This is a genomic window from Streptomyces sp. NPDC107521 (assembly GCF_055598485.1).
In genome coordinates this window covers 112523-119602 of the sequence record NZ_JBVKAT010000022.1, presented here as the reverse complement: position 1 = coordinate 119602, position 7080 = coordinate 112523, and the positions used below count along the sequence as shown (strand labels likewise).

3 protein-coding genes and 1 pseudogene are annotated in these 7080 nt (G+C 77.2%); 3 read left to right on the top strand and 1 reads right to left on the bottom strand.

What is annotated here, in order from left to right; all coding sequences use genetic code 11:
* Positions 1-221 (bottom strand): annotated as a pseudogene (locus ACZ7LB_RS26970) (heme-binding protein); the annotation flags it as partial.
* A 772-nt stretch (positions 222-993) separates the two neighbouring features.
* Between ACZ7LB_RS26970 and ACZ7LB_RS26965 the strand changes: the two are divergent.
* The 3 genes from ACZ7LB_RS26965 (at position 994) to ACZ7LB_RS26955 (ending at position 6854) form a co-directional block, all read left to right on the top strand.
* A complete protein-coding gene (locus ACZ7LB_RS26965) occupies positions 994-3084 on the top strand; it encodes an NACHT domain-containing protein (RefSeq protein WP_471471817.1) in 2091 nt (696 codons plus the stop codon).
* 1009 nt (positions 3085-4093) lie between these two features.
* Positions 4094-5599 carry an FAD-binding oxidoreductase gene (locus ACZ7LB_RS26960; protein ID WP_471471816.1) on the top strand — a complete coding sequence of 502 codons (1506 nt, stop codon included), beginning with the start codon at positions 4094-4096 and terminating at the stop codon, positions 5597-5599.
* A gap of 46 nt (positions 5600-5645) precedes the next feature.
* Positions 5646-6854, top strand: coding sequence for an acyl-CoA dehydrogenase family protein (locus ACZ7LB_RS26955; RefSeq protein WP_471471815.1), 1209 nt, complete (start codon positions 5646-5648; stop codon positions 6852-6854).
* The last annotated feature ends 226 nt before the right edge of the window (positions 6855-7080 follow it).

The window sequence follows — 7080 nt, the reverse complement described above, 5'->3', positions numbered from 1 at the left end:
GCGGCCTGGGCGGCCTTGGTGGCGGCGTCGGCGGTCAGGTGGGTGGTCGAGGTGGTGGTGTTGCCCCTGACGTTCGCCACCGCCGCGGCCGGGGCCCGGTCGGGCGTGGTGTCGGAGGCGCCGGCCGAGTGGGCGCCGACACCGCCGAGGGCGACCGCCGCGGCGACGGAGGCGCCGGTGATCACACGGGTACGCTTCGAGAGCTTCTTGGCGTGCTTCATGAGAGTCCAACTCCACGGGGTGGGAAAGGCGGTCCGGACACCGGTCGCGGGTGCGGGTGCGGAGCGACGGCCGGGCCCGGTGGGCCCCGGTTCCCGCTGTCCCGCTCCGGTCTCCATCCTGTGCCCGGAACCCCCTCCGCCCCGTCGGTGGACCGGCTGCCCCCGGCGCACCGGCCGGACGACCCGGGGGTCATCCGATCGGCTGGCCCGGGAACCCCCACCACCGGGGACGACGCGGACCCGTCCCGGGTTCCGGGTTCCGTCCGGCACCTCGCCGCGTCCACCCCGCGGCCCGTCGTGCCCCGTCCACCCCGCGGCCCGTCGTGCCCCGTCCACCCGGGCCGGCCGCGCCGGGATCCCCGCCGTCGTCCAAGCCCTTCCCCGACTCGGCGCGGACGCAGGGGACTTCGCACCCCGCAGAGGGATGCCGGAGCGATCCGCACCGCCGTTTCCCGCTGCCGGGCGCCTCGTTGGACAGTCGGCGGGGTGCCCGGAAGCGCCGACGGCAGGGGGCGGATGTGCGGCAGGAGCGAACAGCGGACGGGACGGGGAAGCGCCCCGCACGGGTCGGCGGTGGCGGATGTCCCGTGGTCCAAGGGGCCCGAGCCGCGGGTCCCGGTGACCGCCCGGTGCCCCGACCGGCCGAAGAGGTCCCTTTCCGGCAGGACGCCGCGCCGTACGGCGCCTTCCGCAAGGACCTGGGCCGATGCCCTGAACCGGCCCTGGAGACAGGGGAGTCGCGACGTCCGGTGCCTTCCGCGGTCCGCGCGTCGTGACCGGACGGACCCGGCCCACCGGGCTGATCTGCCTGGCCCTGACGCTGACCGGGCTGGCCGGCGCGTTGTGGGCGGCGCACGGTCGCGGCCCGGGAGCGGCCGAGTCGGCGGCCACCCTGCTGCCCGCGCTGGCGGGGCTGTACCTGGCGTGGGAGGGCTTCCGCGCCGACCGCGCGGAGGCGTCGGAGGACCGGGGAGTCGCGGAGTGCGCCGACCGACTGGCGGTGACCGTGCGCAACCAGTGGGAGGCCGAGGCACGCCTCCGCCGCCTCTACGATCCCCACCCCCTGCCCGTGTCCTGGGTGCCGGCCGATCCGGACCTGACCGAGGACTGGCCGCGGCTGCGGGCGATCGCGGCGAACTGGCCGGGAGGGCCGCCCGCCGACCCCCGGGGGTGGGCGGCGAGCCCCGGTGACCTGGCGGGGACGGGTGCGGACATCGCCGACGTCCTGCTGCGCCGGACCCCCACCCGGCGCCTGGTCGTTCTCGGCGCCCCGGGATCGGGGAAGACCATGCTGATGGTGCGCCTCCTGCTCGCGGTGGTCGCGTCGCGCGAGCCGGGCGGCGCGGTCCCCGTGCTCTTCCCGCTCGCCTCCTGGAATCCGGCCGCGCAGAGCCTGCCCGCGTGGCTCGCCCGGCAGCTCACCCGGGACTACGCCGGGCTGCGGGGTCCCGCCCCGGCCTCCATGGGCCGAATCAACCGGGCCGAGGCGCTGCTGGAGCACCGGCTGGTCCTGCCGATCCTGGACGGTCTCGACGAACTTCCCCCCGGCGCCCGCGCGGTGGCGCTCGACGCCGTCGGCCGGGCACTGCCGCCCGGCCAGGCCGTGGTCGTCACCAGCCGCGTCGACGAGTACCGCCAGGCCCTGCGTCCTCCGGCGGGGGTCCCGGCGTGCCCGGCCGGAGCGGCGGGCATCGAACTCCTTCCCCAGACGGCCGCCGACACCGCCGCCCATCTGTGCCGCGACGCCGGTGGCGGGAGCGGCGCGGCCGCCCGTTGGGAGCCCGTCCTCACCCGGCTCGGCTCCGGCGCCCCCGTCGGGCAGGCACTGGCCACCCCGCTGATGGTGTTCCTCGCCCGGACCGCCTACAACCCGCGTCCCGGCGAGCACCCGGCCGGTCTGCCCGATCCCGCCGAACTCTGCGACGAGGACCGGCTGCAGACCAGGGCGGCCGTCGAGCGCCACCTGTTCGACGCGTTCGTTCCCGCGCTCTACCGGCGCCGGCCCGGGGAGGACGGCCGATGGGGCCCCGAGCGCGCGGAACGGGCACTGGTCCATCTGGCCGGGCATCTGCAGCACACCCTCGGCGGCACCCCGGACCTGGCCTGGTGGCAGTTGCACGCGGCCATGAGCCGGCATGCGCACCGGGCCGTCCTCGCGGCAACCGCCGCGTTCACCGCAGGACTCGGTGCCCTGAGCGCCGGTCCGACGGTCGGTGCCGGTGCCGGTCTCGCCGCGGGCCTGCTGGGGTGGCGTACCGGTGGCAGTCCCCGGCGGCTGCCGGCGGTCGCCTTCCAGTGGTCCGGCGCGGGGTTCGCCCTGGGGCTGGCGTGGGCCCTGGGCTTCGGACTCGTCCTGGTCCTGGCGGCCCGGACCGGTCCGGTGCCCGGCCTGGTGGCCGCCCTGCTCCTCGGCCCCGCGACGGGCGTGTGGCTCGGGCGCGGGGTCGTGCTCCTGGCCGGGCGGGAGACCCGGTCCCCCGATCTCGCCCTCGCCGTCGGACCGGCGACGCTGCTCCGCCGGGACCGCCGGGTCTTCGGCCGGCTGCTCGCCGAGTTCGCGTTCGGCTACGGGCTCGTCCCGGCCCTGGCCCTGCCCGCCCTGTCCGGCGGCGCGGGGACGGACCCGGCCACGACGGCCGCCGCGGTCCTCCTCGTCCCCGCCTTCGGCCTCTGCGGGGCCTTCGCCTACGCGTCCTGGGGCCACTTCGCCCTCGCCCGCTGCCATCTCGCGGCCCGCCGCCGACTGCCCCGGAACCTCATGGCGTTCCTGGCGGACGCCCACCGCCGAGGCGTCCTGCGGCAGGCCGGGGCGGTGTACCAGTTCCGCCACATCGACCTCCAGCACCACCTCGCCGACCGCTGACACCCGTCGCGGCCCGGGGCGCCCGCGGTGGGCGGGAGGGGCCGGGCGGCCCGGGGCGGGAGGCGGCGGCGCGGGGGCCGCGGGCCGTGACCGGCGGGACCGCGGGCCGCGACCGGTACCGGCCGATGTCGCCGGCCGGGCCGCCGGACGCCCCGAAGGGCCGCGACCGGGCGGCCACCGGCACGGGCCGCCCGGTCTCCCTCCCCGCCTCCAGGCACCCCGCCCCGTACGGCACATGCCCGCCCGGACCCGCCAAGAGCCCGGCCCGGCAGCGCACTTCGCCGTCCCGTACCGGTCGTCCATTCGCGAATGTGCCAGTGCGCATGCGCGCGTGCACCACAGCGGGACCGCCCCGGTTCGTACCGTCGTGGGCGTACCGGCCTCCGCAACGGTCAACGACGACCGCCGGGCCCCGAAGGGCTCCGCACACGAGGGAGTGGACGAGCAGTGCACCTCGATCTGCGCACGGTGACGCGGCACCCGGCCCCAAGGACCGGTGGGGTGGACACCCGGACGCGCGGACCGGAGCACGGCGACCGCCGCCACGGCACCGGCACCGTCGGCCGGTTGACCGCCCCTCCGGCCGGACCGCCGCCCCGCCGTCACGACTCGGCCCGCCCCGTACCCGGCCCGCCGTCGCCGCCCGGAGCGCGCGGGCCCCCGACGTGCGCGCCGCGAACGCCCCGGACCCCACTGGGAGGCCCGGCCCCGGGCGGGGAGGGAGGCCGGAACGCCCCGACCGCCGGACGGGCCCGGCCGGCACCCCGTGCGGACGGGATCCGCCACCGGCACCGACCCGCCACCGGCACCGACCCGCCGACGGTGCACTGCGCCGCCCGAGCCGCGGAGGCACCACCGCTTCCTCCGCCGGGCCGCGCACGACACCCCCGCCCGTACCGCCCAGACCGTACCGCCCGCACCGGCCCCCGCGCCCCGACCGATCCGGCCCCGGACCGGCCTCCACCGCCCGCTCATCCGGCGGGACTCCACACCGTCCAGGGAGGACCCCATGCCCGAACACGCCACGACCGTGGACCGACCGCCGGCCGCCCCGCCCGGGGAGACGCGCACCGTCCTGGAGGAGGCCGCGCGGATCCTCGGTGAGGACAGGGTGCTGCGCCCCCGGGACGAGGCGGGGGAGAGCGGGCTGCTGGGACCCAACACCAGCCTGTTCCGCTCCCGCCGGGTCGCGGCGGTCCTGCGGCCCGCCACCGCCGAGCAGGTCGCCGAGATCGTCGGGCTGTTCTCCCGCACGCCGGACTCCGGGAGCCTGCACGCCGTCAGCACCGGCCGGAACTGGGGCCTCGGATCCCGCGAACCGGCACAGGACGGCGCCACCGTGCTCGACCTCGGCGGCCTCGACCGGGTCCGGGAACTGGACCTGGACGCGGGATGGGCCGTCATCGAGCCCGGCGTCACCCAGGGCGGGCTGTCGCGGCTGCTGGAGGGCACGCCCCGGATCACCAACGTCACCGTCTCCGCCGCGTCGACCAGCGTCCTGGGCAACGCCCTGGACCGCGGCGTGGGCCTGCGCGGTCAGCGCACCGAGGACCTCGCCGGGCTGGAGGTGGTCCTGCCGGGCGGGGAGAGGGTCCGTGTCGGCTGGTGGCCCGCCCCGGGCCGCACCGCACCGCTCTACCCGCACGGCCTGGGCCCCTCCGCGCTGCCCCTGTTCGTCCAGTCCAACCTGGGCGTGGTGACCGCCGCCGTCGTCCGGCTGCCCCCACGGCCCGAGGCCGTCCGGGTGACCCGGCTGACCTTCCGGCACGCCGACCTGGCCGCGGTGACGGACACCGTGCGCCGCTGGGTCGCCCAGGGGCTGACCCGGGGCGTCCCGAGGATCTATGATCCCGCCGCCGCACGCTCCTACGGCGGCGACGGGGACGCGTACATGGCGCACCTCCCGGTCGACGGCACCCCCGCGTCGGTGGAGGCGCTCACCTCCGTCCTGACCGCCGAGGCCCACCGCTGCGGCCTGTTCAACGATGTCAGCAGTACCGAGGGCACCGACCCCGGCCACCCCCTGCACGAGATCACCGGCCTGGTGGAGCGCGCCTACGCGGGCGACCCCGACCTCGCCGACCGCCTCTTCGAGGACAAGATGGGCGTACCGGCCCACGAGGTCGACAGCGCCGCGGGATTCCTCTTCTTCCTGCCGCTGCTGCCCTTCGCCGGCGACGCCGTCGCCCGCGCGGACGGGCTGCTCCGCGAGGTGGCGGAGGAGACCGGGGTACGGCTCTCGGCGACCCTGCACCTGCTCGGCCCCGACCTCATCGACTGCGTGGTGGCGATGAAGTTCCCCCACGAGACGGAGGCCGCCGAGCGGGCCCACCGGGCACTGGACCGGCTGTACGCGGCGTACGCCGCCGCCGGGTTCACTCCCTACCGGCTGGACGTCGACCACGCCGGTGAGCGCGACGCGCTGGCCCCCGACCCCGCCGCCGTCGCCCTCACCCGGCGGCTCAAGGCCCTCCTCGACCCCAACGACGCCATCGCACCCGGGCGTTACCGCTGACCGTGGAACACCGTCGCACCACCGGATGAGACAGGGGACTACGCACATGGCCACACCCCAGGCGCCCGCCACCGGGCGCACCCCCACCGCGCCGGACACGGCGGAGGAACTGCTCCGGCGGGCCGAGGAACTCGTCCCGGTGCTGCGGGCCGCCTCCCCCGACATCGAGGAGGCCCGCAGACTGCCCGGCACGGTCGTCCAACAGCTCCGCGACGCGGGCGTCTTCCGCATGGGCGTACCGGTCGACCGGGGCGGCCCGGGGCTCGACTCCGTCCAGCAGACACTCCTCGTGGAGATCCTCGCCCGCGGCGACACCTCCGCCGCCTGGTGCGCCATGATCGGCATGGACACCCCGCTGTACGCGCAGTTCCTGCCCGAGTCCGTCGCCCGGGACGAACTGGGCGACCCGGACACCGTCACCGCCGGGCTGATCCTGCCCCTGGGCCGGGCGGACCGCGTCCCGGGAGGCTACCGGGTGACCGGACGCTGGCCGTTCGGCAGCGGCATCACCCACGCCGACTGGGTGGTGGCCGGGTGTTTCGTCCACAAGGACGGCCGGCCCGAACCCGGGCCCCCGGGAGCGCCGGGCCTCTGGCGCATCATGCTCGCCCGCCGCGAGGAGTTCGAGGTCCTCGACACCTGGCACACCACGGGCCTGGCCGGCAGCGGGAGCCGCGACTACCGGGCCGAGGACCTGTTCGTCCCCGAGCGGCACTCCTTCAGCCTCGGCTCCCCCCGCGTCTCCGGTCCGTACGCCACCCCGGAGGCGATCCTGCGCAACATGCCCGGGGTACCGCTCGGCGTGGCGCGGGCCGCCCTGGACCACGTGCGCGAACTGACCGCCGGGCGCGTCGAGCGGGCCACCGGCGTCCCGTGGGCCGAGTCCTACCGGGTGCAAGTGGCCGTCGGCGAATGCGAGATGGAGCTGTCCGCGGCCCGGCACGCCGTCTACGGCAGCCTGCGGCGGCAGAGCGCCGTCCTCGCGTCGGGACGCGACCCGCTCCCCGACGAGCGGGTGGACACCGTCCTCGCCCGGGTCAACGCCTTCCGGGTGGCGCGCGGCATCGTCACCCGCCTCTACGACCTCATGGCGACCGCGGCCATCTACCGGCCCTCGCCGCTGGACCGCTGGTTGCGCGATCTGACCACGATGCGCCAGCACGTGATCGCGCAGGACCAGATCCTCCAGTCCGCCGGGGCGCATCTGCTCGGCGGCACCCCGCAGAACCCGTTCAGCCTGGGCCTGGTGCCCTGACCGACCCCTGCGTACCGGCCCCCGCCCGGCAGTTCGCGCGTACCGGCCCCTGCTCGGGGGTCCGTGCGTACCGGCACTCGCTCGGCCCTCCGGGGCGGGGGAGACCCGGCCCGGACCGCCGGGCGGGGGCCGCCGCCCGGCCCGCCGCGCCTGCCCGTCGGCCCGCACCGGATCACGTCGGCCGACGTGTGCGGGTGCGGTGCGGTTCGGGGTGCGTCGGAGGTGG